The organism is Nocardioides pantholopis (assembly GCF_003710085.1).
Taxonomy (GTDB): domain Bacteria; phylum Actinomycetota; class Actinomycetes; order Propionibacteriales; family Nocardioidaceae; genus Nocardioides; species Nocardioides pantholopis.
Genome location: NZ_CP033324.1, coordinates 1,943,018 through 1,966,963 on the forward strand (window position 1 = coordinate 1,943,018; position 23,946 = coordinate 1,966,963).

Consider the following 23,946-nt stretch of genomic DNA (forward strand, 5'->3'; position numbering starts at 1 on the left):
CGCTCCTTGGGCCGGTCGGCCCGGGGCTACGCCGCTCACCGCCTCCACGGAGGCCGACGACGATCCGGGTGGCGGTGCCGGCCCACCTAGACCGGCCGGTGTCTCCGGGTACCCCGCTCCGCGCGGTTCTGCGGTCAGGCCCGGTCGTCGAGCAGGCCGGCGCGGTAGGCCGCGATGGCGACCTGCACCCGGTTGGCGACACCGAGCTTGGTGAGGATGTGGGTGACGTGGGCCTTGACCGTGGCCTCGCTCAGGTAGAGTTCGCTGGCGATCTCGGCGTTGGCGAGGCCCTGCCCGATGAGCGGCAGGATCGCGAGCTCCCGCTCGGAGAGGGTGGCGATCCGGTCCTGCAGGTCGGTGGGGACCTTGCGGGAGTACGTCGCCGACAGGCGCCGGGTGAGCGTGGGGGACAGGATCGCGCTGCCGCTGGCCACCGTGCGCATCGACTGGATCAGGGCGTGCGGCGGCGTGTCCTTGAGCAGGAAGCCGGCGGCGCCGTTCTCGAGCGCCTCGTACACGTGCTCGTCGAGGTCGAACGTCGTCAGGATGACGACCTGCGGCGGGTCGGGGAGCGCGCGGACCAGGGTGAGCGCGCGCAGCCCGTCCACGTGCGGCATCCGGATGTCCATCAGCACGATGTCCGGGTGGAGCGCGCGGACCCGCTCCACCACCTCGGTGCCGTCCTCCGCCTCGCCGACCACCTCCAGGTCGGGGGCCGTCGACAGGATCATCCGCAGCCCGGCGCGGACCAGGGCCTCGTCGTCGACGAGGAGGATCGTGATCTGGCGCTCGGGGGTCGCGCCGTCGACGGTGGTCGCGGCAGTGGTCACGGCGCTGCGCCCCGTCCCGGCAGCAGGGCCGAGACCCGGTAGCCGCCCTCGCCGTCCGGCCCGGCCTCGAAGCTGCCGCCGAGCAGCTCGACCCGTTCGCGCAGCCCGTAGAGGCCGGTGCCCGAGCCGGTCGCGGCGCGTGAGGAGACCCGGGTGCCGGCGGTGTTGTGGACCGTGACGCTCAGGCAGCCGTCCCGGTCGGCGAGCACGATCTCGGACCGCGACCCGGGTGCGTGCTTGCTGACGTTGGTCAGCGCCTCCTGGACGACCCGGTGTGCCGCCCGACCCACCTGGGGAGGGACGTCGGCCAGGAAGCCGGCGGGGGTCCGGTCCAGCAGCGTCACGTCGGCCCCGGCGTCCCGCCACTCCGTGACGAGGTCCCCGAGCGAGTCGATCGACGCCTGGGGCGCTCGCTCGGCGTCGGCGGCGTTCGGATCGGTGCGCAGCACGCCGACGACGGTACGCAACTCCTCGAGCGCCTGCCGGGCGGTCTCCCGGATCATCCTCGCCGAGGCCTCGGCCGGCGTGCCCTCGGTCGCCAGCTCGAGGGCGCCCGCGTGCAGGGCGATCAGGCTGACCTGGTGGGCGACGATGTCGTGCATCTCGCGCGCGATCCGGGTCCGCTCGTCGAGCCGCGCCGCCTCGGCGAGCGTCTGCTGGGCGGCCGCGAGCTCCTCGGCTCGGGCGTTCGCGGCGTCGATCGCGAGCTGGCGCGAGTTCAGGTAGAGGCCCACGGTCGTGGGCAGGGCGATCAGGCAGCCCCAGATCAGGGTCAGCCCCACCGGGCCGTAGTCGTCGATGCCCAGACCGAGGAGCATCGGCACCGAGGCGAGCGCGATCGGGATCCAGGTCCGCGGTCCGCTGCCGAACTTGGCCGCCAGGCTCCCGGCCGCGAGCACGATCGGCGCGGGCTGCGCGGTGACCAGCACGGCGAGCAGGGCGGTCGCGAGCACCAGCTCGGGGTAGCGCTGGCGCCAGCCGATCGTGATGCAGGAGAGGGCCACGATGCCGAGGTTGAGCGCCGTCGGCTCGAACGGGCCGGACCCGTCGATCGCGTTGAGAGCGATGGCGAGGGTGAGCAGCACGACGCCCACGTCGAGGATCCGGCTCGACGCGACGAACCGGGCCCACCTCGTCGCCACCCGGCCAGCCTAGGTCTCAGCCGGCCGGAAGGTCGCGACGACGTTGGAGTCCCAGCCCCGGGTGCTGGAGTAGCTGCCGCCGCAGGTCACGATGACCAGCCGCTCGGGGCGGTCCTGCCCGAACACCTCCTCGGCCGGGAGGCCGTCCTTGCGGTAGGTCTCCACGCTCTCGAGCAGGTAGGGCCGGCCGTCCAGGGTCACCCGGGCGCCCACGGCGAGGTCCTCGAGCTCGGCGAAGGGACCGCGCCCCTGCGTGGCGCTGTCGCGGTGCACGACCAGGACGACAGCGCCGGTGCCGTCGCCGGGCAGGGCGCCGCCGTCCCAGCGGCCCACTGTCGACACGTCGTGGGGCGGCACCAGTGCGCCGTCGTCGCCGAGACCGACGTCCACGACGCGGAAGCTGCGGCCCCAGGCCGCGACGCGCAGGGTCAGCGGTCCCGACGGTCGAGGCGACACGGTGGCGGACGGCGCGTCGTCGGTGGGCGCGGCGTGCTCGCTCGTCGTGGCGAGGGCCTCCTCGTCGTACGTCGCCGGGCCCCGGCCGAGGGCGGCACCGAGGGTCGCCCACGGCAGCTGCGTCAGCACCCCCGCCAGCAGCACCAGGCTGAGCAGGGCGCAGACCAGGCGACCGATCAGGGGGCCGATCAGGGGGTGCAGCTCCGGACGTTTCCTCACGCCTCCAGCGTCTCGCCGCTCGCCGGCCGCGACCTCGGCCACGGGTCGGGACCGCCGCGACGAAGGTCGGTCCGAGGGTCGAGCGAGCTCTCCACCTCCGGACCGGCGGATGCGACCTGGGACCGAGGGCCGGCGGGCCCGATCGCAGGAACCTGGAGATGCGCCGGAGGAGGCGCAGCCACCACGAGGAGAGACAGGAGAGGCAGGGAGGACGATGGTGACCGGGTCCGTCAGCACCGTGCGGCAGGTCGTGGCGCTCATCCCCGCCCACAACGAGGCCGAGACGATCGCCGAGGCGATCCGCGGTCTCCAGGTCCAGGACGTGCGGCCCGGCCGGATCGTCGTCGTCGCCGACAACTGCACCGACGACACCGCCCGGGTCGCGCGTGAGAACGGCGCCGAGGTCCTCGAGACGGTCGGGAACACCGCGAAGAAGGCCGGCGCCCTCAACCAGGCGCTCGCCGCGCTGTTGCCCGCCCTGGACGACGCCGCCGCCGTGCTGGTCCAGGACGCCGACAGTGCCCTGGACCAGGGGTTCGTGTCCGCCGCCGTGCGCCATCTCAGCCAGGACCCGCGGCTCGGCGCCGTTGGCGGGACGTTCCGCGGCCGGGAGGACCACACGTTCGTCGGTCACCTCCAGCGCAACGAGTACGCCCGCTACGCCCGCGACGTGCGTCGGCTCGGGGGCAAGTGCCTGGTGGTGACCGGCACGGCCGCCGTGCTGCGGGTGCGGACCCTGCGCGAGGTGTCGCGCGCCCGGCTCGACGGCCGGATCCCGCCCGGCGACGGCCGGGGCGGGGTCTACGACACCACGGTGCTCACCGAGGACAACGAGCTCACGTTCGCGCTCAAGCACCTGGGCTACACGGTGCTCTCGCCGAAGGAGTGCACGCTGAGCACCGAGGTGATGCCGACCTGGCGGACGTTGTGGAACCAGCGACTGCGCTGGAAGCGCGGTGCCCTGGAGAACTGCGCCCAGTACGGCCTCACCAGGGTCACCTGGCGCTACTGGGGCCGCCAGCTGTTCACCGCGCTCGGGATCCTGGTCACCGCGCTGTACCTGGGGAGCATCGTCTGGTCGCTGGCCGTGTACGGCGAGCTCAACATCCGGCCGTTCTGGCTGGCCGTCACCGCAATCTTCGTGGTCGAGCGGGTCGTCACCGTGAAGGACCGCGGGCTGCTGCACATGCTGCCCGCAGCCACGATGTACGAGCTCGGCTACGACATCTTCCTGCAAGCCGTGCACGCGAAGGCGTACGCGGATGCGGTCCTACACCGCGAGAGGAGGTGGTAATCCATGTATGACACGCCGACGACGCTGCTGCCGGGCACCGTGCCGGCCGGGATGACCGGCGCCGGGGTGCTGGCCATGTCCGGCTCGGACTGGGCCTGGATCGTCCTGGCCGTGTTCGCGCTGATCGCCGCTGCCAGTGCCTTGTGGCGGGTGGTCCCGCGCCACGGTGAGTGGTGAACCGAAGCGGCCCCGGCATAGATGCGCCGGGGCCGCGTGACGCCTGGCCCGGCCCTTCCGGCAGGCCGCTCAGAAGTCGACGGGGTCTCGGATGATCGGGCAGGTCATGCAGTGCCCGCCGCCCCGGCCCCGACCCAGCTCGGCCCCGACGATCGGGATCACCTCGATCCCGGCCTGGCGCAGCAGCGCGTTCGTCTGGGTGTTGCGGTCGTAGGTGAAGACCACTCCCGGCTCGACGGCGACCGCGTTGTTGCCGGAGTCCCACTGCTGGCGCTCCGAGGCGTAGACGTCGCCGCCGGTCTCGATCACCCGCAGCGACGGAAGCCCCAGGGACTTGGCGACGACGTCGACGAACGGGGTGCTGCCCTCGTCCACGACCTCGACCCCGGGGCTGGTGTCGCAGGGCCGCAGCGAGAAGGAGTGGATCGCGTCGACGATCCGCGGATAGAGCGTGACGACGTCCCGGTCGGCGAACGTGAACACCGTGTCCAGGTGCATGGCGGCGCGCAGCTTGGGCATCCCCGCCACCACCACGTGCTCGGCGGCGCCCCGGGCGAACAGGGCGGCCGCGACCTGGGTGATGGCCTGTCGCGAGGTGCGCTCGCTCATCCCCATCAGCACCACCCCGTTGCCGACGGGGAGGATGTCGCCGCCCTCGAAGGTGGCCTGGCCCCAGTCCCGCTCGGCGTCGCCCCACCAGACGGTCGAGCCGACGAAGTCGGGGTGGAAGGTGTAGATGGCCTGGTAGAGCAGGGTCTCGTCGTGCCGCGCCGGCCAGTACAGCGGGTTCAGCGTCACGCCGCCGTAGAGCCAGCAGGTGGTGTCGCGGGTGTAGAGGGTGTTGGGCAGCGGCGGCATCAGGTAGTCGCGGGCCCCGATGGACTCGCGGGCCAGGGCGACGTACCCGGAGCGGAAGTCCTCGGGCAGGTCGGTCGTGGCCAGTCCGCCGATCAGCAGGTCGGCGAGGTCCGGGTCGTCGAGGTCCTCCAGGAAGTCCCGGGTGCCCTCGACCAGACCCAGGCCGACCTGGTTGGCGGTGACCTTGCGGTCCAGCACCCACGCCCGCGCCCCCGGCACGGCCAGCGTCTCGGCGAGCAGGTCGTGCAGCTCGACGACCTCGACCCCACGCCGCCGGAGCTCGGCGACGAACTGCGCGTGGTCGCGCTGGGCGTTCTCGACCCACAGCACGTCGTCGAAGAGCAGGTCGTCGGAGTTGGTCGGCGTCAGCCGGCGGTGCGCGAGCCCGGGGCGACAGACCAGCACCTTGCGGAGCCGGCCGACCTCGGAGTGGACGCCGTACGACGCGGGCGTGGTGGTGGTCATCTGGTTCCTTCCGTTGTCTTCCCTCGTTGGTCTGACCTGCTGTGCAGGCGGGTTCAGATGTCGATCCAGCCCTGGACCAGGCCGAGCACGCCGGCGGCCGCCCCGATCAGCGAGGCAGCGAAGATGACCAGCTCGGCCGGGCTGAACACGCGCCGGCCCTGCTCGCGGCGGGCCATCGCGAACAGCACGGTCGCCGGGGCGTAGACGATGAACGCCAGCAGCAGCAGGTCCAGGCCGGCCGCCCAGAGCAGGAACACCAGGTAGAGGGTCGCGACGCCGGCGATGGCGTACTCGCGACCATGTCCCTGCGGGCGCTCCTCGTAGGTCTCCCGGGTCGCGGCCAGCTTCAGCGCGTACGCCGCGGCCAGGAGCAGCGGGACCAGCGACAGGGCGCTGGTCATGTCGAGGGCGAAGTTGAAGGCGTCCTCGGAGAACAGGGTCACGACCAGCACGACCTGGACCAGCACCGTCGTCATCAGCAGCGCCGGGCCGGGGACATCGGCGGCGTTCGCCCGACCCAGGAAGCGGGGCATGTCCCGGTCGGCGGCGGCGACGAAGAGGACCTCCGCGGCCATCAGCGTCCAGGCCAGGTAGGCGCCCAGCACCGAGACCAGCAGCCCGGCGCTGACGAACACCTTGCCCCACTCGCCGACGGCCTCCTCGAGGACGCCGGCCATCGACGGCTGGCGCAGCTCGGCGATCTCCGCCGCCGGCAGCACGCCGTAGGAGACGATCGTGACCGAGGCGAAGATGCTCAGCACCATCAGGAACCCGAGCACGGTGGCGCGCCCGACGTCCTCGCGACGCTGCGCGTGACGCGAGTACACGCTGGCCCCCTCGACGCCGAGGAAGACGAAGACCGTGGCGAGCATGGTGCCGCGGACCTGGTCCATCAGCGACCCGAGGTCGCCGTACCCCGACCAGTTGTCGGCGAAGACCGCCGGGTCGAGGACGAAGAGCGCGAGCAGGACGAACACCACGATCGGCACCAGCTTGGCCGCCGTCACGATCCGGTTGATGGCGGCGGCCTCACGCACCCCGCGTCGGATCAGGAAGTAGAAGACCCACACGCCGACCGAGCCGGCTGCCACCGCGAGCAGGGTGTCCCCGTCGCCGAGGCCGGGCACGATCGCACCCAGCGTCGACATGATGAGGACCCAGTACGTCACGTTGCCCACGCACGAGCTGGCCCAGTAGCCGAACGCCGAGAAGAACCCGAGGTACTCCCCGAAGCCCGCCTTGGCGTAGGCGTAGACCCCGGCGTCGAGGTGCGGCTTGCGCATCGCGAGGTTCTGGAAGACCAGGGCCAGCATCAGCATCCCGGTGCCGGCGATGGTCCACGCGATCAGCGCACCGGCCACCCCGGTCTCGGTGGCGAAGAGACGCGGGAGCGAGAAGACGCCGGCGCCCACCATCGATCCGACGACCAGCGCCGTCAGCGTCACGAGCGAGAGCTTGGATGCGTGCTGGAGGTCGGTCTCGGTGGCTGCCATGCCGCTCCCGCGTGCGAGGCGATGGGACGCTGATCCGTTCTACTCGCTCGGTCGCGTCGGTGTACAGGGGCGGGTCCGGGAGGTCGGGCGGGGAGTCGGGCGGGGATCCCCGCGCCTATCGGGCAGTGCAGACGCCGAGAAGCGCGGCAACTGCCCGATAGGTACGCCGGCCGATGAGTCCGCCCGCCGTCCCGGGTCCCACCAGTCATGGAGACCATCAACCTTGCTGAGCTCTACCAGGCGCCGCCGATGGCCTGGGAGGACGTCCGGCGCCGACTCGACGCCGGCTTCGCGCAGGCGCCCGGGAGCGAGGGGCCGGGCCGGCACAGCTGCTGGCTGACCACGCTCAACGCCGACGGCAGCCCGCACGCGAACGCGCTCGGGGCGCTGTGGGACGACGGCCGGTTCTGGTTCGTGACCGGGCTCTCGACCCGACGGGGACGCAACCTCGCGCGAGATCCCCGGTGCCTGATGACCCTGAGCCTGCGCGAGCTCGACCTGGTCCTGGAGGGGCGGGCGCAGCGCGTCGACGACCCGGCGGTGGTGGCCCGCCTGGCACGGCGCTATGCCGCCGACGAGGGCTGGCCGTGCGAGGTCGACGAGTCCGGCACCGCCCTGACCGCGCCGTACAGCGCCCAGTCCGCCGGCCCGCCGCCGTGGCACCTCTTCGGCATCGAGGCCCGCTCGGCCCACGCCTTGCAGACCGAGGAGCCGTTCGGCGCGACCCGCTGGCGGTTCTGAGCCGGGCTCAGAGCACCGCGCCCACGGGCTGGACGGTGGCGCCGCTGCCGGCGACGTACTCCAGGAAGGCCCGGAACCGGGCCTCGGTCCACGAGATGTCGTCGCCCTCGTCGCCGATCTTGTGGAAGACGATGTTGGCCCACTCGCCGTTGGCCACCGCGGCGTCGACGAGCCCGCGGACCTCCGCGTCGTCCTGCTCGGCGTAGACCGAGACCCCGGCGAGGCGGTGCTCCTGGACCCAGGACAGCGACTGGTTCATCGGGTCGATGGTCCGGCCGGTCGCGAAGTACCGACGCACCACGCCGACGACCCGGTCGTCGACCGAGCCGTTCGGATAGGCGTAGTGCTGGCGTCCCCGGTAGTTGCGCTGGCGCAGCCACTGCGCGCTGCGGCTGACCCGGTCCAGCAGCTGCTCGTCGGTGAGGCCGCGCAGCGGGACGCTGTCGTGACCGCCGATGTCCCAGCCCCGGTCGTGGAGGTCGTCGACCTGGGCGGCGGTGAGGTAGCCGTCGGTGCCGATCCGGTTCTCGATGACGTACGCCGTCCCGGGCCACCCGTGCTCGTCCATGATCTGGGCGGCGCGGAACTGGCTGGCCCAGCCGTCGTCGAACGACAGCGTGACCACGCCCGCAGCCGCGTCCGGGATCAGGACCGCCTCGTTGGCCAGCACCGTGACGCTGGTCCCGACCGGCGACCATGCCGTGAGCGCCAGGCAGGTGACCGAGCCCCAGGCGGGGGAGCCCTGCCGGCTGTCGAACGCCGAGCGGGGGAGCACCAGCTCGACCCACTCGCCGTCGACGCGTGCCGGGCGGGCCAGCCTGTCGCCGACGTTGAGGTAGAAGAAGTCGTTGTAGGTGCTGTGCACCCGGATCTGGGCCCGGCCCAGGTCACCCCAGGAGCTCACCCGCAACCAGATCTTGAGGTGCTGGCTGCTCATGTCGACGGGGTCGAACTCGCGCAGCGCGATGGCCATGTCCGCGGACCCGTCCGGGGTGATGATCGCCACCGAGCCGGCGCCGGCCTTGCGTTCGGTGGTCTGCTCGATGCGACCGATGTTGTTCCAGTCGACGAACCCCACAGCGGTGTTGGTCAGCACCCGGTCGGCGCGCCGGGAGACCCGGATCGGCGCGACCCGCGCGAGCAGCCGGTCCTGGTCCTCGGCCCAGGTGCTGAGCGCGTTCTCCGCGAGGAAGTAGGGCAGCGTGCTCCACCGGGCGGTGCCCTCGCCGATCTTGTGCCGCCCGGTGTCGGTCTCGAAGCCGAGCTCGCCGGCGGCGAGGACCGGGTCCGCCGCGGTCCATTCCGCAGTCGTGCCCCGCCGGTGCTGGATCCGGGTCACGGAGCGCCGCCGTCGATGACGTCGTCGGCGGCCGCTGCCGGGGTGGCGGCGACCGCAGTCGCCGCAGCCGCCGAGCCCAGCACCAGGCCGAGGAGGCCGCGCCGGTGGCTGCGTGTTGCGGGGTCGGGTCGCGAAGCCACCGGCTGCGACCCGGCCTGGGTCCGAGTACGCGACGGGCGCTGTGGCTCGGTCATGGTGTTCCTCCGTCGATCACTGTGGGCGCCTCGCCCGGGGGGCCCGAGGGGCCGGCCGGCCCCGGCTCGCCCGGTACCCCGGAGGGCCCCGGCTCGCCCGGTGCCCCGGAGGGCCCCTGCTCGCCCGGTACCCCGGAGGTCCCCTGCTCGCCCGGTGCTCCGGGCGGTCCCGCCGTACCCTGCGGTCCGGCCGGGCCGCTGCCGCCGCGCGGGCCGCGGCTCCCGACCCGGACCATCCGCGATCCCTTCGGGCACCGGCCACGTGCGGACGCCGCCACGACCACGTTCCCCTTCGTCACGCAGGCGCGCACGCTGGTCGCGGGGCGCTGGTCCTCGCCCGAGGTGAGCACGACCGCCGTCGAGACGCCGCCCCCGGCGACGAGCAGGGCGCCCAGGACGACCAGGACGACGCTTCGGGTGCTCATGGTGGGCCATCATGCCGGTCGCCGGGTCGCGTGTGGCACGTCCGGGTGGACCGGGGGCGGCGGCGGCGAACTCGGCGTACCGGTCCAGACCGCTTTCGGTCCCGACGGGCGGGTCCTCCGAGACAGGGATGTCGACACGAACCGGATCGCGGGCCTCGGGGCCGGGACGCTCAGGGACCGGCCGCGGCCGGCCGGCTAGCGGCATTGCGCTCGTGCCGGGCGCCGAGCGCAGCGACCGTGAGCACGATGGCGCCGGCGAGGACCGGTGCGGCGCCGAGGTGCCAGCGCAGCAGCCCGGTCCCGGCGGCGGCGCCGGCGAGGAGGAGCAGCACGGCCGCGATGCGCCGGCCGGTGCGGGTGGCGCGGCCGCTCCCGAGGGCCGACTCGGCCGCGAGCCCGGCGATCGTCGAGGTGACCACGACCGTGGTGACGTCGGGCACGGCGATGTGCCGGGCCGTGGCCGTCTGCACCCCCATGACGATTGCCAGCACCGGGGTCACGGTGAGGACCAGGGAGCGGGGCGGGTCGTTGCCGGTGACGAGAAGGGCGGCGGCGATCCCGAGCAGCACGCTCCCGACGAGCGCGACCAGTGCTGTCGTCCGCCCCGTCCAGGCGTCGTCGGTGCGCCGCAGCACCCGGCCGGCGAGGGCGGCCCCGGCCATGAAGCCGGCCAGCGCCAGCAGTGGACCGAGCACCTGCAGGTCGGCGCCGCCGGCGAGCGCCATGCCGAGGATCAGCACGTTCCCGGTCATGTTGGCGGTGAAGACCTGGTCCAGGGCGAGATAGCTGACGGCGTCGACGACCCCGGAGCCGAAGGTGAGGGCGAGCATCAGGCCCAGGTGGGTCCGATCACGAGGCGCGGCCCGCGGTGGGCTGGTCACCCGGTGATCGTAGGCGCGACCGGCGGACCTAGGCGTCCAGTGCGGCCCGGGCCCCGCCGGTCTGGAGCGACTTCAGGGAGGTCACGAACGCGTCGACGAAGCGCGGATCGTCTCGCAGGCCCGCGAACATGCCGAGCGAGAGCATGGCCTCCGGGTCGTCGCGCTGGCGCGCTGCGGCGGCGCGGATCTCCTCGCGCCGTACGTCGACGAGCTCGATCGGCCTGCCCTGGTCGTCGACGCCGGCGGCGCAGTGCGCCCAGGCGGCCACCGCCAGGGTCGCTCGCCTGATCTCGCCGCCGGTGCGCAGCTGCTCGCGCAGCACCGGCAGCAGGAACTTCGGGATCCGCTCGGAGGCGTCGACGCGCTGGCGGGCCAGGGTGTCGGCGATCGACGCGTTGCCGAAGCGGCTCAGCAGCGTGCGCCGGTAGTCCCCGAGGTCCACGCCCGGCACCGGGTCGAGGGTCGGGCCGGCCTCGTGCTCCAGGTAGCCGAGGAGGAGGTCGGCGAAGGCTGGGTTCTCGCTGGTCTCGTGCACGAACGTGTGGCCCGCCAGGGTCCCGAGGTGGGCCAGCACCTGGTGACCGGCGTTCAGCAGCCGCAGCTTCATCAGCTCATAGGGCCGCACGTCGTCGACCACCTGGACGCCGGCGTCCTCCCAGGGCGGTCGCCCGGCGCTGAACCGGTCCTCGATCACCCACTGCGAGAATGGCTCGCACAGCACCGGCCACCCGTCCGCGATGCCGAAGGCCTCGGCGACGAAGGAGCGGTCCTCGTCGGTCGTCGCGGGCGTGATCCGGTCGACCATCGAGTTCGGGAACGCCACGGCCTCGGAGATCCAGGCGGCCAGCGACGGGTCCCGGAGCTCCGCGAAGCCCTCGAACGCCCGCCGGGCGACGTGCCCGTTCTCCTCGATGTTGTCGCAGGAGAGGACGGTGAACGGCGCGAGGCCGCGGGCACGACGCCGGCGCAGGGCCTCGGTGGCCAGCCCGAACGCCGTGCGCGGGGGCGCGCCGGGCTCCAGGTCGCGACGGATCTCGGGGTCCTCGGTGTCGAACTCGCCGTCGCCGGGACGCAGGTGGTAGCCGCCCTCGGTGATCGTCAGCGACACGATCCGCGTCGTCGGCGCGGCCAGCTGCTCGACCACCGCCTCCGGGTCGTCGGGCGCGAACAGGTAGTCGACCAGCGAGCCGATGACGCGCGCGTCGGCCGAACCGTCCGGGTGCCGCTCGACCAGCGTGTAGAGGTGGTCCTGGGCGCGCAGCACGTCGCGCATCCGCTGGTCCTCGGGGCGGACCCCGACCCCGCAGATGCCCCAGTCGCGGGCGCCGCCGCCCGCGAGCAGCTCGTCGACGTAGCGGGCCTCGTGGGCCCGGTGGAACCCTCCGACCCCGAGGTGGACGATGCCGGGGGCGAGACCGGCACGGTCGTAGCCGGGGACCGCGACGCCCTCACCGAGGGACGCCAGCCGGCTCGTGCCCAGCGGCACCGGGTCCCGGCTCATGCGACCGAGACCACCAGGTCGGACCGGAACTTCGTCCTCTGCACCAGCACTGCATTCCTCTCGTCGCTGTCCAGGACCCAGGCGCGGGCCGCCTCGGCCGACTTCCCGTGCCGGGCGTGCCGGGCCACGAGGCGCTCGACGCGCCGGTCGTGGTCGGCCTCGATGAACCACACCGCGTCCAGCTGTCCACGGACCCTCGCCCAGGCGCCCTGCTCGAGGAGCAGGTAGTTGCCCTCGGTGATCACCAGCGGCCGGTCGGGGGGCACCGGGATCGATCCCGCGATCGGCTCCTCGAGGTGCCGATCGAATGCCGGGGCGTAGACGATGTCGTCGCGGTCGTCGCGGTCGTCGCGGTCGGTGCGCAGCCGGGTCAGCAGCGCGGCGTACCCCGCGGCGTCGAAGGTGTCGGGCGCACCCTTGCGTCCCCGCCGGCCCAGCCGCGCCAGCTCGCGCTCGGCGAGGTGGAAGCCGTCCATCGGCACGACGGTCGCGTCCGGCGCCAGCGCCTCGGCCAGCGCGGCCGCGAGGGTGGACTTGCCGCTCCCGGGCGCGCCGGCGATCCCCAGGATGGTCCGGGATCCCCCGCGTGCCGCCACGAGGACGCGGGCCCGGCGGACCAGCTCGGGAAGGTCCGCGGCCGGCAGCGGAGCGGGCGGCGGCCCGGAACGCGTCACCGGCGGGGGAGCGGGCGGGTCGTCGTTCCTCGCGCGCTCATGGGCCCGACGTTAGCGTCGAGACCGTGGCGCGTCGACGGGTACGGCGAAGCACGAAGGGGAACGACATGGATCGGGACCAGGTCAAGACACCGGGCACGGACGTCTCGCAGGTCGGGGCGGACGTGGTCGCCCGCGAGCTGGGCGTCGACCCGGACTCCGGGCTTACCCAGGCGGAGGCGGCCCGCAGGCTCGCCGCCGACGGACCCAACCGGCTGCGCGAGCGGCCCCCGGTGCCGGCCTGGCGAAGGCTGCTCGCCCAGCTCCAGGACCCGCTGATCTACCTGCTGCTGGCGGCCGTCGCGATCTCGCTGGGCGCGTGGCTGATCGAGGGCGGCGACGGGGTCCCGGTGGACGCGCTGGTGATCGCCGCGATCGTGGTCCTCAATGCAGTGCTCGGCTACACCCAGGAGGCGCGGGCGGAGGACGCCGTGGCCGCCCTGGGCCGGATGACCGCGGCGACCTCGACAGTCCTGCGCGACGGGCGGCTCCACCGGATCCCCGCCGAGGAGCTGGTGCGCGGGGACGTGCTGGTCCTCGACGAGGGTGCCGCGGTGGGCGCGGACGCCCGCCTGGTGAGTGCGAGCACGCTGCGGGTGCAGGAGGCCTCGCTGACGGGGGAGAGCGAGGCGGTGCTGAAGGACCCCACGACGCTCCCGGGGCCCGTCCCCCTCGGCGACCGCCTCGACATGGTCTTCAAGGGCACGGCGGTGGCCCAGGGCTCCGGGCGCGCGGTCGTCACCGGGACCGGGATGGGCACCGAGGTCGGGGCCATCGCCGGGATGCTGGACGCGACCGTCGAGGACCCCACGCCCCTGCAGCGGGAGGTCGCGGGCATCAGCCGGATGCTCGGCGTGGCGGTGGTCGTCATCGCGCTGGTCGTGATGGCCACCGTGATCCTCACGGAGGGGATCACCGAGGCGGAGGACCTGGTGACGGTCCTGCTGCTGGGCGTCTCGCTCGCGGTGGCGGCGGTTCCCGAGGGCCTGCCCACGATCCTCTCGGTCGTCCTCGCGATCGGTGTCCAGCGGATGGCGCGGCGCAACGCCGTGGTCAAGCGGCTCAGCTCGGTGGAGGCACTCGGCTCGGCGTCGGTGATCTGCACCGACAAGACCGGCACCCTGACCCGCAACGAGATGACGATCCAGCGGGTCGTCACGGCGTCGGGCACGGCCCAGGTCAGCGGCGTCGGCTACCGGCCGGAGGGCGAGGTACGCCGGGGCGGAGCCGAGCTGGACGAGGCAGTGCTCCACGAGGTGCGGCTCGTGCTGGGCGGTGGCTCGCTCGCCAACGACGCGCAGCTCTCCGAGCACGACGGCCAGTGGGAGATCGTGGGGGACCCGACCGAGGCGGCGTTCCTGGTCGCGGAGCGCAAGCTCGGCGAGGCGGGTGTGCTGGGCCGGTTCCAGCGGCTGGCGGAGGTCCCGTTCACCTCCGACCGCAAGAAGATGTCGGTGCTGCTGCGGCGCGCTGACGGCGTCCGGGTCCTGGTGGCGAAGGGCGCGCCGGACGTCCTGCTCGCCGGCTGCACCGGGCTCCAGGTCGCGGACCGGGTCGTACCGCTCACCGACGAGGCCCGGGCGGCCCGGCTGGCCGAGGTCGAGAGCCTCTCCGAGGAGGCCTTCCGGACCCTCGGCGTGGCGTACCGCGTCATCCCCGACGAGGTCCCGACCGAAGCCGGGATCGACGAGTCCTGGGAGCGCGACCTCACCTACGCGGGCGTGGTCGGGATCATCGACCCGCCCCGCTCGGAGGTGGCGACCGCGATCGGGGACGCCCACCGGGCCGGCATCCGGGTCATCATGATCACCGGGGACCATCCGGCCACCGCGATCCGGATCGCGGAGGACCTGGGGCTGATCGAGCCCGGTGGCCGGGCCGTCACCGGAACCGAGCTGGACGCCCTCGACGACGAGTCGCTGCGGGCGGTCACCCGGGAGGTGTCGGTCTACGCTCGGGTGGCCCCGCAGCACAAGCTCCGGCTCGTCGACGCGCTGCAGGCCGACGGCCAGATCGTGTCGATGACCGGTGACGGGGTCAACGACGCGCCGGCCCTGAAGTCGGCCGACATCGGCGTCGCCATGGGCATCACCGGCACCGAGGTGACCAAGGAGGCCGCCCGGATGATCCTCGCCGACGACAACTTCGCGACGATCGTGGCGGCGGTCCGGCAGGGCCGGGTCATCTTCGACAACATCAAGAAGTTCCTGCGCTACCTGCTGTCCTCGAACATGGGCGAGGTCCTCGCGGTCTTCCTCGGCGTGGTCTTCGCCGACCTGATCGGCCTGAGCGACGCGAGCGACTCCGCGTCGGTCGTGGTGCCGCTGCTCGCCACCCAGATCCTGTGGATCAACCTGATCACCGACTCCACCCCGGCGCTCGCCATGGGGGTGGACCCCGAGATCGACGACGTGATGGCCCGGCCGCCGCGCCGGCTCACCGACCGGGCGATCGACGCTCGGATGTGGTCGGGGATCGTCACGGTCGGGCTGGTGATGGCCCTGGCGACGCTGGCCGCGATCGACGTGTTCCTGCCCGGTGGACTGGTCGAGGGCGACGACTCGCTCGACGTCGCCCGGACCGCCGGCTTCACCACCCTGGTGTTCGCGCAGCTCTTCAACGCGCTGAACGCCAGGTCCGAGACCTCCAGCGCCTTCCACGGGCTGTTCGCGAACCGGTGGCTGTGGGGCGCGCTGGTGCTCGGAGCCGTGCTGCAGGTCGCCGTGGTGGAGCTGCCGTTCCTCCAGGTGGCGTTCGGCACCGACTCGATGGACGCCGTCCACTGGGCGACCTGCGTCGCGCTCGGCTCCGCCGTGCTCTGGTACGACGAGCTGCGCAAGGTGGTGCTCCGGGCCGGGGCCCGGCGACGGACGGGCTGAGCGGGCGAGCGGTCTGGCCCGATTCGGGCGTTCCCATCGGCCGTGCGGAGACCTAGCCTGCAAGTCCAGGCGCCTCTCTGTCGCACAGGAGCTCCCATGACGACCACCGATCTCGACGCCGACCAGCTCGCCGACCTCGACAGCTGGTGGCGGGCGGCCAACTACCTGTCGGTGGGCCAGATCTACCTGATGGACAACCCGCTGCTGGAACGTCCGCTCAGCCATGAGGACATCAAGCCCCGCCTGCTCGGCCACTGGGGGACCACGCCGGGCCTGAACCTGCTGTGGACCCACCTGAACCGGCTGATCCGGGAGCGGGACGTCGACGCGATCTTCCTCGCCGGTCCCGGGCACGGTGGGCCGGCGGTCCTGGCCAACACCTGGCTGGAGGGCAGCTACAGCGAGGTCTACCCGCACGTCAGTGCGGACGTCCGCGGGATGCAGGCGCTGTTCCGCCAGTTCTCCTTCCCCGGCGGGGTGCCCAGCCACGTCGCGCCGGAGACCCCCGGGTCGATCCACGAGGGCGGCGAGCTGGGCTACGTCCTCTCCCACGCGTACGGCGCTGCCATGGACAACCCCGACCTCGTGGTCGCCGCGGTCGTCGGCGACGGCGAGTTCGAGACCGCGCCGCTCGCGACCTCTTGGCACGCCAACAAGTTCGTGGACCCGGTGCAGGACGGCGCGGTGCTGCCGATCCTGCACCTCAACGGCTACAAGATCGCCAACCCGACGATCCCGGCGCGGATCCCGCGCCCGGAGCTGCTGGACCTGCTGCACGGCTTCGGCCACGAGGTCTTCACCGTGGAGGGCGAGGACCCGATGGACGTGCACCGCCAGATGGCCGGTGCGCTGGACCGGGCCCACGACCGGATCCGGGAGATCCAGCGGGCGGCCCGGGAGGACGGCGACCTCGAGCGCCGGCCCTGGCCGATGATCCTGCTGGTCACGCCCAAGGGCTGGACCGGACCGGACGTCGTCGACGGCGTCCAGGTCGAGGGCACCTGGCGCGCCCACCAGGTGCCGCTGGCCGGCACCCGCGACAACGACGAGCACCGCAAGCTGCTGGAGGAGTGGATGCGCTCCTACCGCCCGGAGGAGCTCTTCACCGAAGGTGGGCGGCCGGTGCCGCGACTGCGGGCCATGGCCCCGCAGGGCCTGCGGCGGATGAGCGCCAACCCGCACGCCAACGGGGGCCTGCTGCGCCGTCCGCTCTTCCTCGCGGACTTCCGGACCGCCGCGGTGGAGGTCGGGGCGCCCGGGGTCTCCATCCACGAGGCGACCCGGGTGCTGGGCCGCTACCTGGTCGACGTCGTGCGCCAGAACCCCGACAACTTCCGCATCTTCGGCCCCGACGAGACGGCGTCCAACCGGCTCGACGCGGTCTACGAGGTGACCGACAAGGTGTTCGCCGGCGAGATCCTGGACAGCGACGAGCACCTCGGCCCGCACGGCCGGGTCGTGGAGATGCTCTCCGAGCACATGTGCCAGGGCTGGCTCGAGGGCTACCTGCTCACCGGTCGGCACGGGCTGTTCAGCTGCTACGAGGCCTTCATCCACGTGGTCGACTCGATGCTCAACCAGCACGCGAAGTGGCTGAAGACGACCCGCGAGCTGGAGTGGCGTCCGCCGATCGCCTCGCTGAACTACCTGCTCACCTCCCACGTGTGGCGCCAGGACCACAACGGGTTCTCCCACCAGGACCCCGGGTTCATCGACCATGTCGTGAACAAGAAGGCCGAGGTCGTCCGCGTCTACCTGCCGCCGGACACCAACACGCTGCTCTCCACGATGCGGCACTGCCTGGAGAGCCGCCACTACGTCAACGTCGTGGTGGCCGGGAAGCAGCCGACGTTCGACTGGCTCGACGCCGAGGCCGCCGACCTGCACTGCGCGCGCGGGCTCGGGATCTGGGAGTGGGCCTCCACCACCGACGGCGAGCCGGACGTCGTGCTGGCCTGCGCGGGTGACGTCCCGACGGTCGAGGCCGTCGCCGCCGCCTCGATCCTGCGCGACCGGCTGCCCGACCTGAAGGTGCGCTTCGTCAACGTCGTGGACCTGATGCGGCTCCAGGACGACACCGAGCACCCGCACGGGCTGTCCTCGCGGCACTTCGACACCGTGTTCACCACCGACAAGCCGGTGATCTTCGCCTACCACGGCTATCCGTGGCTGATCCACCGGTTGACCTACCGGCGCACCAACCACGCGAACGTGCACGTGCGGGGCTACAAGGAGGAGGGGACCACCACCACGCCGTTCGACATGGTGATGATGAACGACCTGGACCGCTTCCACCTGGTGATCGACGTCATCGACCGGGTCCCGGGACTGGGCGCTCGGGCCGCGAACCTGCGCCAGGAGATGGTCGACACCCGCCGGCGCGCCCGGATGTGGACCCGGGAGCACGGCGAGGACCTCCCCGAGGTGCGGGACTGGTCCTGGACGCCCGCGGCCCGGCCGGACCGGTCGGCGTCCCCGTCGACCACTGCCCAGCCGGGCACGACGGAGGACGACAACTGAGCGGATTGCCGGGACGGGCGGGCGCTCACAAGCCGGCGAGCAGCGCGGCCACCTGACGGGCGATCGAGAGCTCCTCGTCGGTGGGGACGACGAGCACGGTGACGGAGGAGTCGTCGGTGCTGATCCGCGCCGGCCCGCCCCGCACCCGGTCGTTGCGGGCCGGGTCGACGCGCACCCCCAGGGCCTCGAGGCCCCGGAGCGCGTCGGCGCGGACCCGGGGCACGTTCTGCCCGGTGCCGGCGGTGAACGTGATGACGTCAGCGCCGCCGAGGACGGCGAGGTAGGCGCCGACGTACTTGCGCAGCCGGTGGCAGTAGACGGCGTAGGCCCGGGCGGCGAGCTGGTCGCCGGCGTCCACGGCGTCCTCGAGGTCGCGGAAGTCGTGATGCCCGCTGAGTCCCTCCAGCCCGGAGCGGTGGTGCAGGAGGTCCTCGAGGTCCCCGGCGTCCAGGCCGCCGACGCGGATCAGGTGCAGCAGGACGCCGGGGTCGACGTCGCCGCCGCGGGTGCCCATCACCAGCCCCTCGAGCGGAGTCAGGCCCATCGAGGTGTCGACCGGCCGGCCCCGCCGTACGGCGGCCGCGGAGGCGCCGTTGCCGAGGTGGAGGACGATCTGGTCGAGCTCGCCCACCGGTCGGCCCAGGAACCGGGCGGCCTCCTGCGCGACGTACTCGTGGCTGATCCCGTGCATGCCGTAGCGGCGGATCTGCAGCGGCTCGGTCACCGCGCGGTCCAGGGCGTAGGTGGCCGCCTCGGGCGGCAGGTCCGCGAAGAACGCGGTGTCGAACACCGCGACCTGCCGCAGCCCCGGGTAGGTCGCCGCGGACTGGCGGATCCCGGCGATCGCCGGTGGGTTGTGCAGAGGCGCGAGCGGAACCAGGTCCTCGAGCGCACCGAGCACCTCGTCGTCGATGAGCGTGGGGGCGACGAACCGGGCCCCGCCGTGCACCAGGCGGTGGCCGACCGCGGCGAGGGAGTCGATGCTCAGGCCCGCCGCGCGGACCTCGGCGGTGACCTGCTCCAGCGCATCGGCGAGCCCGTGCGCCCCGAGGCGCTCGACGTGGCCGCGGACCAGTGCGCGTCCGCCCGCGGGGTTGACCACCTGGTACTTCAGCGACGAGGAGCCGGCGTTGAGGACGAGCACGGGCCCGCCCGGGGTGCCGGGGCCGGCGGGGCTGGCGGGGCTGCCAGGGCTGGCGGTCATGGGTCGTCCCTTCGTCGCCTCCGGCCACGATAGTGCCCGGCGCGGGAGACGTCGTGGCGTGCAGCGACCGGGCCCGGCCGGCAGGTTGGCGCCTTCGGTCCTTGCCGCCGTGGGCCACCTGCGCGGAGCATGGGGGAGGCGAAGAGCTCGCCGGAACTCTCGGAGGTGGATGAGGATGCCGGACACCATCACGCTCGAGGCCCGCAGCGGCGACGTCGTCGTCGGCGTGGACGGCTCGCCCGCCAGCCTGAACGCCGTGCGGTACGCCCTGGAGGAGGTCCGCCGCGGGGGTGGCGTGCTGCGGCTGGTGCACGTCGTCCCGGACTACGGGGTGATGACCGCGCTCTACCCCCTCCCGCCCGAGGACCTCGCCGAAGCCGGCCGGGAGGTCCTGCGCGGCGTCGTGGAGGACCTCGGCGCGCCGGTCACCGACGTGACGATGGAGACCGTGCTGCGCCGCGGGTCCCGCGTGGCCACCCTCTCCTCGGCCGCGCGCGCCGCCCGCGCGCTGGTCGTCGGGACCGACCGGCGCCCGGTCGCTGCCCGGGTGCTGACCGGGAACACCAGCAACGGGGTCGCGGCGAGCTGTGTGGCGCCGGTCGTGTCGGTCCCCGAGACCTGGCGTCCCGGCACCGGTGCGGGGGCGGTCGTGGTCGGCGTGAAGAGTCCCGTGCACGCCACGGAGCTGCTCGGGGAGGCGTTCGCGCTGGCGCAGTCGCGGGGGAGCCGGCTGGTCGTCCTGCACTCGTGGCGGATGCCGTCGGGCTACGACGACATCATCACCGACCGGGTCGCGCCCCAGGAGTGGGCCGACCGGGCCCGCGTCGAGCTGTCCGGCCTGCTCGAGGAGTGGGCCTCCAGCTACCCGGAGGTCGATCTGGAGATCCGCCCCGTCCACGACCAGGCCGCCCACGCGCTCATCGAGGCCTCGCGGGAGGCCGACGAGATCGTGCTCGTGCGCCGGGCCCACGGCATTCCCGCGGCCGCCCACCTCGGGTCGACCGCCCGGGCGGTGCTGCGCGACGCGCACTGCCCGGTCCGGGTCGTGCCCCCGGGCCACGTCGTGGCGCTGCCCGGGCTGGTGCTCGAGGAGGCCGGGCAGCTGAAGAAGGAGTGACCCGGCGCCCCGGCAGCGGCAACCGGCAGCAGCGTGCCCGGGCCCTGTCGGCGGCGCGGCCGCTTCTCGATACAGTCGAGCCATGCAGGAACGGCCCTTCTCCTCCACCTTCCACGAGTCCACCGGCACCCTCAGGGTCGTGGGCGCCGTCGACGAGGTGGCCCGGTCGGCGTTCAGCAGCGACCTGGCCGTCGCTGCCGGCCAGGTCTCCGACGTCCTGGTCGTGGACCTGACCGACGTGGACTACTTCCCGAGCGTCGCGGTCAGCGTCCTGGTGGACCTGATGAGGAACGACGCTGGCGCCGGCAAGGTCGAGCTGGTCGCCGGGCAGGGCACGATCGCGCAGCGGGTCCTCCAGCTGTGCGGTCTGCCGCACCGGACGGCCTGACCCCGAATGCGCGCGGCCGGGTCGGGGCACAAGGACGCCATGACGGGCATGAGCGAGGCAGGCAAGGAGGAGGCCACGTTGCGGCTGCCTTTCGATGTGGCGTCGGTGACCGTGGCTCGCGGTGCGGTCACCCGGGCTCTGGCGGACCGCGGCGTCGATCGGCGCGTGATCGACGACGCGAACATCGTGGTCGGCGAGCTGGTCATGAACGCCGTCCGTCACGGTCGACCGCACGGCGACAACACCGTCGAGGTGTCCTGGACGCTGACCGGTGACGCGCTGCAGTTCAGCGTCTGCGACGGCGGCCGCGTCGACCACCTCGAGGCGCGGATGCCGGCGCCGACCGAGCACGGCGGCCGGGGTCTCGGCATGGTCGACCTGCTCTGCCTGCAGTGGGGCTACGACAACCGCGAGGGCACCCGGGTGACGGCTGCCATCCCGACGGTCCTCACCGCGAGCTGAGCCGTCCCGGCGCGGGCCGCCGCCCCGTTTCGCCCGGCTCCGGGTGGGGCACCCGGAGCCCATGAGCTCCCAGGCCGAGCACCGGCAGCCGCCCTCGCGACTTCCCGGTCTCCTGTACGGCGTCGGGTTCGGCGGCTTCGTCGACGGCATCGTGCTGCACCAGATCCTCCAGTGGCACCACATGGTCAGCGATGTGGAGGGTCGCTCGCCCACCACCCTCGCGGGCCTGGAGGCCAACACGCTCGCCGACGGGCTCTTCCACGTGGCGACCTGGGTCTTCCTGCTCGCCGCCTCGCTGGTGACGCACTCCCAGTGGCGCGCCGGGCGGCTGGCCCCGACCTGGACCTTCCACGTCGGCGGCATGCTCCTCGGCTGGGGGCTGTTCAACCTCGCCGAGGGGCTGGTCAACCACCAGCTGCTCGGCGTGCACCACGTGCGTGACGACCTCGGGTCCCCGCTCTCCTGGGACCTGGGCTTCCTGGCCTTCGGCGCGGCCCTCGCCCTCGCCGGCTGGGCCCTACAGCGCCGTGGCGCCCGCCGGATCGCCGCCCTGCCGGACCCGGCCCGCGCATGAGCACCACGGTCGCCGACCACCTGCTGGAGCGGCTGCGTGCCTGGGGCGTCGAGCACGTCTTCGGCTATCCCGGCGACGGCATCAACGGCATCCTGGGCGCCTTCTCCCGCGCCGAGGACCAGCCGCGGTTCGTCCAGTCGCGGCACGAGGAGATGAGCGCGTTCGAGGCGGTCGGCTACGCCAAGTTCAGCGACCGGCCCGGGGTCTGCCTGGCGACGTCGGGGCCGGGCGCCATCCACGTGCTCAACGGCCTCTACGACGCCAAGCTCGACCACGTGCCGGTGGTCGCGATCGTCGGCCAGACCAACCGCACCGCGATCGGGGGCAGCTACCAGCAGGAGGTCGACCTGCTCACGCTGTTCAAGGACGTGGCGAGCGACTACGTGCAGATGGTCACGGTGCCCGAGCAGCTCCCGAACGTGCTGGACCGGGCGATGCGGATCGCGATCACCCGGCGCGCGCCCACGGCGATCATCGTGCCGAACGACGTGCAGGAGCTGGAGTACGTCGCGCCCGGCCACGAGTTCAAGATGGTCCCGAGCAGCCTCGACCTCAGCCGCTCGACAGTCGTCCCCGACGACGAGGCCCTGCGCCGGGCCGCCGAGGTGCTCAACGCCGGCACCCGGGTGGCGATGCTGGTCGGGCAGGGCGCCCGGGGCGCCGAGGCCGAGATCGCGCAGGTCGCCGAGGTGCTGGGGGCCGGGGTCGCGAAGGCGCTGCTGGGCAAGGACGTGCTCAGCGACGAGCTGCCATGGGTGACCGGCGCCATCGGGCTGCTCGGTACCCGGCCCAGCTACGACCTGATGATGGGCTGCGACACGCTGCTCACCGTCGGCTCCAGCTTTCCGTACTCCCAGTTCCTGCCGCCGTACGACCAGGCCCGGGCCGTCCAGATCGACCTCGACGCCACGATGGTGGGGATGCGCTACCCCTACGAGGTCAACCTCGTCGGGGACGCGGGCGCGACCCTGCGCGCCCTGCTGCCGCTGCTGCGCCGGCAGGAGGACCGCTCCTGGCGCGACGAGGTCACCGACACGGTGCGGCGGTGGTGGCAGGTGGTCGACGCGGAGGCCGACGTCGCCGCCGACCCGGTCAACCCGATGCGGATCTTCAGCGAGTTCTCCCGGCAGGCGCCCGAGGACGCGATCGTGACCTCCGACAGCGGGTCGGCGGCGGACTGGTACGCCCGCCAGGTCCGCTTCCGGGGCGCGATGCGGGGGTCCCTCTCCGGGACCCTGGCGTCGATGGGGGCGGCGGTGCCGTACGCGATCGGCGCCAAGTTCGCCCATCCCGACCGCCCGGCGATCGCCTTCGAGGGTGACGGCGCGATGCAGATGAACGGTCTGGCCGAGCTGATCACGATCGCCCGGTACTGGCGCGACTGGGCGGACCCCCGGCTGGTCGTGGCCGTCCTGCACAACAACGACCTCACCCAGGTCACCTGGGAGCTGCGCGCGATGGGAGGCACGCCGAAGTTCGTGGAGTCCCAGGCTCTGCCGGACGTCTCGTACGCCGGCTTCGCCGCCTCGCTCGGGCTGGGCGCCATCACCGTGACGGCGCCCGAGCAGCTGCGGGACGCCTGGGCCGAGGCGCTGGCCGCGGACCGGCCCTTCCTGCTCGACGTGCACTGCGACCCCGAGGTGCCGCCGATCCCGCCGCACGCGACGTTCGAGCAGATGAAGGACCTGGTCTCGGCGCTGGCGCAGGGCGACGTCGGTCGGTGGCAGGTGATCAAGGAGGGCATCAGGACCAAGGCGCAGGAGCTGCTTCCGCACCGGTCGTGACCTGCGCCACGGCCGCGGGGCAGACTGGGCAGATGCTCCGGGACCGTCCCCCCGTACCGCGCGTCACCGATGCGAAGGTGGCGCTGAGCGAGCGCCAGCAGCGCCGGCGGCGCTGGTACTTCGCGCTGATGGGCACCTGCCTGCTGCTCATCGTCCTGGCCTGGAACCTGGTGCGGTTCTGGTCCGTTCCGGCGGCCGTGGCGATGTCGGCGGTGGCCGCGGTGCTGGCACCTGTCGCGGCGCTCGTGGCCAACTGGCGCGCCGGTGGCTGACTCCCGACGATACGATAT

22 protein-coding genes are annotated in these 23,946 nt (G+C 73.1%); 11 read left to right on the forward strand and 11 right to left on the reverse strand.

Annotation, left to right across the window (positions count from 1 at the left end; translation table 11 throughout):
• Positions 1–134: 134 nt before the first annotated feature.
• The 3 genes from EBO35_RS09305 to EBO35_RS09315 are packed head-to-tail and all read right to left on the reverse strand — an operon-like array spanning position 135 to position 2,647.
• Positions 135–830 carry a response regulator gene (locus EBO35_RS09305; protein WP_241153944.1) on the reverse strand — a complete coding sequence of 232 codons (696 nt, stop codon included), beginning with the start codon at positions 828–830 and terminating at the stop codon, positions 135–137.
• Positions 827–1,972: a sensor histidine kinase gene (locus tag EBO35_RS09310; protein ID WP_122817462.1), complete on the reverse strand. Its 1,146-nt coding sequence runs from the start codon at positions 1,970–1,972 to the stop codon at positions 827–829. The genes EBO35_RS09305 and EBO35_RS09310 overlap by 4 nt, the downstream gene beginning before the upstream one ends.
• Before the next feature lie 9 nt (positions 1,973–1,981).
• Positions 1,982–2,647, reverse strand: coding sequence for a class F sortase (locus EBO35_RS09315; protein ID WP_122817463.1), 666 nt, complete (start codon positions 2,645–2,647; stop codon positions 1,982–1,984).
• 214 nt (positions 2,648–2,861) lie between these two features.
• Here EBO35_RS09315 and EBO35_RS09320 point away from each other — a divergent pair, with 214 nt between their 5' ends.
• Both EBO35_RS09320 and EBO35_RS19445 read left to right on the forward strand, forming a co-directional pair.
• Positions 2,862–3,941, forward strand: coding sequence for a glycosyltransferase family 2 protein (locus EBO35_RS09320; RefSeq protein WP_122817464.1), 1,080 nt, complete (start codon positions 2,862–2,864; stop codon positions 3,939–3,941).
• 3 nt (positions 3,942–3,944) lie between these two features.
• Entirely contained in the window at positions 3,945–4,118 is a 174-nt protein-coding gene (locus EBO35_RS19445; protein ID WP_164477885.1) for a hypothetical protein, read from the forward strand.
• 69 nt (positions 4,119–4,187) lie between these two features.
• Here EBO35_RS19445 and EBO35_RS09325 read toward each other — a convergent pair whose 3' ends face one another.
• Together EBO35_RS09325 and EBO35_RS09330 are read right to left on the reverse strand one after the other, a co-directional pair.
• Complete coding sequence (locus EBO35_RS09325) at positions 4,188–5,441, reverse strand: arginine deiminase (RefSeq protein ID WP_122817465.1); 1,254 nt, start codon at positions 5,439–5,441, stop codon at positions 4,188–4,190.
• 53 nt (positions 5,442–5,494) lie between these two features.
• A complete protein-coding gene (locus EBO35_RS09330; RefSeq protein WP_122817466.1) occupies positions 5,495–6,934 on the reverse strand; it encodes a basic amino acid/polyamine antiporter in 1,440 nt (479 codons plus the stop codon).
• Between the two features lie 207 nt (positions 6,935–7,141).
• Between EBO35_RS09330 and EBO35_RS09335 the strand changes: the two genes are divergently transcribed.
• Positions 7,142–7,675 carry a pyridoxamine 5'-phosphate oxidase family protein gene (locus EBO35_RS09335; protein ID WP_122817467.1) on the forward strand — a complete coding sequence of 178 codons (534 nt, stop codon included), beginning with the start codon at positions 7,142–7,144 and terminating at the stop codon, positions 7,673–7,675.
• A gap of 7 nt (positions 7,676–7,682) precedes the next feature.
• On the opposite strand, the gene EBO35_RS09340 is transcribed toward EBO35_RS09335, so the two are convergent.
• The 5 genes from EBO35_RS09340 to EBO35_RS09360 all read right to left on the reverse strand — a co-directional run bounded on the left by EBO35_RS09340 (position 7,683) and on the right by EBO35_RS09360 (position 12,689).
• Complete coding sequence (locus EBO35_RS09340) at positions 7,683–9,014, reverse strand: hyaluronate lyase N-terminal domain-containing protein (RefSeq protein WP_122817468.1); 1,332 nt, start codon at positions 9,012–9,014, stop codon at positions 7,683–7,685.
• 190 nt (positions 9,015–9,204) lie between these two features.
• The gene (locus tag EBO35_RS20185; protein WP_164477886.1) at positions 9,205–9,633 is read right to left on the reverse strand and encodes a hypothetical protein; all 429 of its coding nucleotides are present in this window, start codon (positions 9,631–9,633) and stop codon (positions 9,205–9,207) included.
• A gap of 170 nt (positions 9,634–9,803) precedes the next feature.
• Positions 9,804–10,514, reverse strand: coding sequence for a YoaK family protein (locus tag EBO35_RS09350; RefSeq protein ID WP_241153945.1), 711 nt, complete (start codon positions 10,512–10,514; stop codon positions 9,804–9,806).
• 28 nt (positions 10,515–10,542) lie between these two features.
• Positions 10,543–12,015 carry a mannitol dehydrogenase family protein gene (locus EBO35_RS09355; protein WP_122817470.1) on the reverse strand — a complete coding sequence of 491 codons (1,473 nt, stop codon included), beginning with the start codon at positions 12,013–12,015 and terminating at the stop codon, positions 10,543–10,545.
• Positions 12,012–12,689, reverse strand: a complete 678-nt coding sequence (locus tag EBO35_RS09360) for a nucleoside/nucleotide kinase family protein (protein WP_241153946.1) — start codon at positions 12,687–12,689, stop codon at positions 12,012–12,014. Before EBO35_RS09360 ends, EBO35_RS09355 begins: the two co-directional genes overlap by 4 nt.
• 107 nt (positions 12,690–12,796) lie before the next feature.
• Between EBO35_RS09360 and EBO35_RS09365 the strand changes: the two genes are divergently transcribed.
• Positions 12,797–15,607 carry a cation-translocating P-type ATPase gene (locus EBO35_RS09365; RefSeq protein ID WP_122817471.1) on the forward strand — a complete coding sequence of 937 codons (2,811 nt, stop codon included), beginning with the start codon at positions 12,797–12,799 and terminating at the stop codon, positions 15,605–15,607.
• Between the two features lie 96 nt (positions 15,608–15,703).
• Positions 15,704–18,127, forward strand: coding sequence for a phosphoketolase family protein (locus EBO35_RS09370; RefSeq protein WP_122817472.1), 2,424 nt, complete (start codon positions 15,704–15,706; stop codon positions 18,125–18,127).
• Positions 18,128–18,152: 25 nt separating this feature from the next.
• Here the strand turns inward: EBO35_RS09370 and EBO35_RS09375 are convergent, their stop codons facing one another.
• On the reverse strand, positions 18,153–19,331 hold the full coding sequence (locus tag EBO35_RS09375) for an acetate/propionate family kinase (protein WP_122817473.1): 1,179 nt from the start codon (positions 19,329–19,331) through the stop codon (positions 18,153–18,155).
• 175 nt (positions 19,332–19,506) lie between these two features.
• Here EBO35_RS09375 and EBO35_RS09380 point away from each other — a divergent pair, with 175 nt between their 5' ends.
• From EBO35_RS09380 to EBO35_RS09405, 6 genes are all read left to right on the forward strand, one after another.
• A complete protein-coding gene (locus EBO35_RS09380; RefSeq protein WP_164477888.1) occupies positions 19,507–20,448 on the forward strand; it encodes a universal stress protein in 942 nt (313 codons plus the stop codon).
• Positions 20,449–20,530: 82 nt separating this feature from the next.
• Positions 20,531–20,836: an STAS domain-containing protein gene (locus EBO35_RS09385; protein WP_122817475.1), complete on the forward strand. Its 306-nt coding sequence runs from the start codon at positions 20,531–20,533 to the stop codon at positions 20,834–20,836.
• Positions 20,837–20,884: 48 nt separating this feature from the next.
• A complete protein-coding gene (locus EBO35_RS09390; RefSeq protein WP_164477890.1) occupies positions 20,885–21,298 on the forward strand; it encodes an ATP-binding protein in 414 nt (137 codons plus the stop codon).
• 61 nt (positions 21,299–21,359) lie between these two features.
• Positions 21,360–21,872 carry a DUF2243 domain-containing protein gene (locus EBO35_RS09395; RefSeq protein WP_122817477.1) on the forward strand — a complete coding sequence of 171 codons (513 nt, stop codon included), beginning with the start codon at positions 21,360–21,362 and terminating at the stop codon, positions 21,870–21,872.
• Positions 21,869–23,656 (forward strand): thiamine pyrophosphate-requiring protein, encoded by a 1,788-nt coding sequence (locus tag EBO35_RS09400; protein ID WP_122817478.1) that lies wholly within the window; start codon positions 21,869–21,871, stop codon positions 23,654–23,656. The genes EBO35_RS09395 and EBO35_RS09400 overlap by 4 nt, the downstream gene beginning before the upstream one ends.
• A 32-nt stretch (positions 23,657–23,688) precedes the next feature.
• Positions 23,689–23,928, forward strand: coding sequence for a DUF3099 domain-containing protein (locus EBO35_RS09405; RefSeq protein ID WP_122817479.1), 240 nt, complete (start codon positions 23,689–23,691; stop codon positions 23,926–23,928).
• Positions 23,929–23,946 lie beyond the last annotated feature (18 nt).

What these genes read in the sequence shown, in the direction of transcription:
- EBO35_RS09325 (WP_122817465.1), bottom strand. Translation starts at nt 5,441, where the DNA reads ATGACCACCACCACGCCCGCGTCGTACGGCGTCCACTCCGAGGTCGGC.
- EBO35_RS09330 (WP_122817466.1), bottom strand. Translation starts at nt 6,934, where the DNA reads ATGGCAGCCACCGAGACCGACCTCCAGCACGCATCCAAGCTCTCGCTC.
- EBO35_RS09385 (WP_122817475.1), top strand. Translation starts at nt 20,531, where the DNA reads ATGCAGGAACGGCCCTTCTCCTCCACCTTCCACGAGTCCACCGGCACC.
- EBO35_RS09400 (WP_122817478.1), top strand. Translation starts at nt 21,869, where the DNA reads ATGAGCACCACGGTCGCCGACCACCTGCTGGAGCGGCTGCGTGCCTGG.
- EBO35_RS09335 (WP_122817467.1), top strand. Translation starts at nt 7,142, where the DNA reads ATGGAGACCATCAACCTTGCTGAGCTCTACCAGGCGCCGCCGATGGCC.
- EBO35_RS09380 (WP_164477888.1), top strand. Translation starts at nt 19,507, where the DNA reads ATGCCGGACACCATCACGCTCGAGGCCCGCAGCGGCGACGTCGTCGTC.
- EBO35_RS09355 (WP_122817470.1), bottom strand. Translation starts at nt 12,015, where the DNA reads ATGAGCCGGGACCCGGTGCCGCTGGGCACGAGCCGGCTGGCGTCCCTC.
- EBO35_RS20185 (WP_164477886.1), bottom strand. Translation starts at nt 9,633, where the DNA reads ATGAGCACCCGAAGCGTCGTCCTGGTCGTCCTGGGCGCCCTGCTCGTC.
- EBO35_RS09375 (WP_122817473.1), bottom strand. Translation starts at nt 19,331, where the DNA reads ATGACCGCCAGCCCTGGCAGCCCCGCCAGCCCCGCCGGCCCCGGCACC.
- EBO35_RS09395 (WP_122817477.1), top strand. Translation starts at nt 21,360, where the DNA reads ATGAGCTCCCAGGCCGAGCACCGGCAGCCGCCCTCGCGACTTCCCGGT.
- EBO35_RS09390 (WP_164477890.1), top strand. Translation starts at nt 20,885, where the DNA reads ATGAGCGAGGCAGGCAAGGAGGAGGCCACGTTGCGGCTGCCTTTCGAT.
- EBO35_RS19445 (WP_164477885.1), top strand. Translation starts at nt 3,945, where the DNA reads ATGTATGACACGCCGACGACGCTGCTGCCGGGCACCGTGCCGGCCGGG.
- EBO35_RS09365 (WP_122817471.1), top strand. Translation starts at nt 12,797, where the DNA reads ATGGATCGGGACCAGGTCAAGACACCGGGCACGGACGTCTCGCAGGTC.
- EBO35_RS09370 (WP_122817472.1), top strand. Translation starts at nt 15,704, where the DNA reads ATGACGACCACCGATCTCGACGCCGACCAGCTCGCCGACCTCGACAGC.
- EBO35_RS09405 (WP_122817479.1), top strand. Translation starts at nt 23,689, where the DNA reads ATGCTCCGGGACCGTCCCCCCGTACCGCGCGTCACCGATGCGAAGGTG.
- EBO35_RS09320 (WP_122817464.1), top strand. Translation starts at nt 2,862, where the DNA reads ATGGTGACCGGGTCCGTCAGCACCGTGCGGCAGGTCGTGGCGCTCATC.